A 2,060-nucleotide genomic window follows, 5' to 3' on the forward strand; every position below is an offset into this window, starting at 1 on the left:
GATCGCGGGCACGGCCGCCGCCCGGGCCCTCCGCGACGCCGGCCACGACGTGGTCCTCGTCGAGGCGCGGGCCGAGCTGGGCGGCCGCATCCGGGCGGCATCGGGCACCGAGTGGCCGCATCCCGCCGAGCTGGGCGCCCTCTGGATCGCCGCCGACGACGACCACCTGCTCCGCGACGCCCTCGAGGCGGCCGGCATCTCCCGCTACGGCCTCGCGCTCATCCCCGAGCACCGCGGCCCGGACGGGGAGGTCCTCGACGCCTCCGGCGCGGGGGCCGACGCCCTCGCGGGCGCGCGCACGTGGGCCCAGGGGCAGGCCGTCGACGCGAGCGTGGCCGCCGCGCTCCTCGAGACGGGCGCGGACGCCCTGTCCGCCGAGGGCGGGGCGGCGTCGCCCGCCGCGCGTCTCGCCGCACTCCTCGCCACGGACGTCGCGATCGCGCACGGCGCCGCCGCGTCCGAGCTCTCCGCCGCCCAGGGCCTCGACGAGGCGTCGCCCGTCGGCAACGTCGCCGTCACGGGCGGGTTCGCGCGCCTCGTCCTGCACCTGCTGCGCGACCAGGACATCGACGTGCTGCGCGAGGCGACGGTCTCCCGCGTCGCCTACGGCAACGGCCCGGTGGGGCTGCGCCTCGGGTCCGGGGAGTCGCTGTCGGTCGACCGCGTGGTCGTTACGGTGCCGCTCGGGGTCCTCCAGGAGGGCTCCATCGCGTTCGAGCCCGCGCTGCCGGCCGCGCACGCGACCGCCATCCGCGCGCTGGGATCCGGCAGCGCCGACCGGATCTGGCTGCGGTTCGCCGAGCCGTTCTGGTCGACGACGGCCACGGTCTGGACCTCCACCGACGCGGGCGGCAGCTCGACGCGCTGGTACAACCTCATGCCCGTGTCCGGGGAGCCCGTCCTCATGGCCGAGGTCGGCGCGGCGGCCGGGGAGCGGGTGGCGGCGATGGACGACGACGCGGTTCGGTCGGCGGCGCTGCGCACGCTCGCGCCGTTCGCGGATCCCGAGCTCCTGCCGCCGGAGACGGAGACGGGGACGGAGACCGGGACGGGGACCGGCGAGCCGACCGACGCGCCGACGACCGCGCCCTCCGGCACGTCCACGCCGGCGCCGTAGCGCGGTCCCGTCCGCGCCCGTGACGGGGAGCTGGTCGCCGTGGGCCGAGGGCTTCGCGATCGGCTTCGGAGCCGTGCCCGCGGGGACGATCGCCGGCGCGGACGGCACGGGGACCGGCGTGCCGGGCAGCGACGGGACCGCCGGGTCCGAGGGCGAGCCGGCCTCGTCCTCCGTGAGGAAGAAGTCGATGCCCTGCGCCATGCCGGACTCGAGACCGCGGACGACGAAGAAGTACTTGCCCGGCTGGAGCGGGCCGTACAGGGAGAGGTCCTGGCGGTAGGTGCCGTCCTCGTCCGCACGGACGCGGTCGTCGAGCGAGCGGGTGCTCATGCGGTCGTCGACGGGGATGCCGGGGTCGATGCCGGCGACGCTGTCGATCCTGATGCCGACGAACTGCCCGTCCTCGTCCTGGATGGTCACCTCGACGGACTCGTACCGGAGGAAGCCCGTCGCGGCGGGGCGGATGCCGATCCGCTTGTCCCTGGCCTCGGAGATGCTGAGCGTGGTCCGCTCGAGGGTGAAGCCCATCTCGCCGCGCACGAACGGCCCGACGGGGGCCTCGGCGAAGCGGATGGTGCGCGCGAGCGACTCCGTCACGGGCTCCTCGGTCTCGAGCAGCACCTGCGTGACCTCGACGCGGGCGGTCCTGGCGCCCTCCGTCAGGTCGCCGAAGCCGGCCGAGAACGACCACGTGCCGTCGGCCGCCACGAAGCCGTAGCCGGCGATCGCGAGCTGGCCGTCGGCGTTGGCGTACGAGGCCGAGACCAGGCTGCCCGGGTGCCCGGTGCCGGTGAAGGGCACGTCCTTCGAGATGGTGAGGGGCGATCCGAGGTCGGGCCCGGTCCAGGTGAAGGGCAGGTCGACGGCGGGGGCGTCCGCGGCGGGGGCCGCTGCGGCGGGGGCGGATGCGCCGGCCGCGGCGGCAGGGGCCGGCGTGGCCGCG

2 protein-coding genes are annotated in these 2,060 nt (G+C 76.7%); both read left to right on the forward strand.

Annotated elements, in window-relative coordinates; genetic code table 11:
- Positions 1-1,117, forward strand: a 1,117-nt coding sequence (locus tag Q6969_RS15230) for an FAD-dependent oxidoreductase (RefSeq protein ID WP_317231200.1), incomplete at its 5' end; no start/stop codon positions are given.
- A 358-nt stretch (positions 1,118-1,475) separates the two neighbouring features.
- Positions 1,476-1,835, forward strand: coding sequence for a hypothetical protein (locus tag Q6969_RS15235; protein WP_317231201.1), 360 nt, complete (start codon positions 1,476-1,478; stop codon positions 1,833-1,835).
- Positions 1,836-2,060 lie beyond the last annotated feature (225 nt).

The organism is Clavibacter sp. MX14-G9D (assembly GCF_032917815.1).
GTDB classification, from domain to species: domain Bacteria; phylum Actinomycetota; class Actinomycetes; order Actinomycetales; family Microbacteriaceae; genus Clavibacter; species Clavibacter michiganensis_K.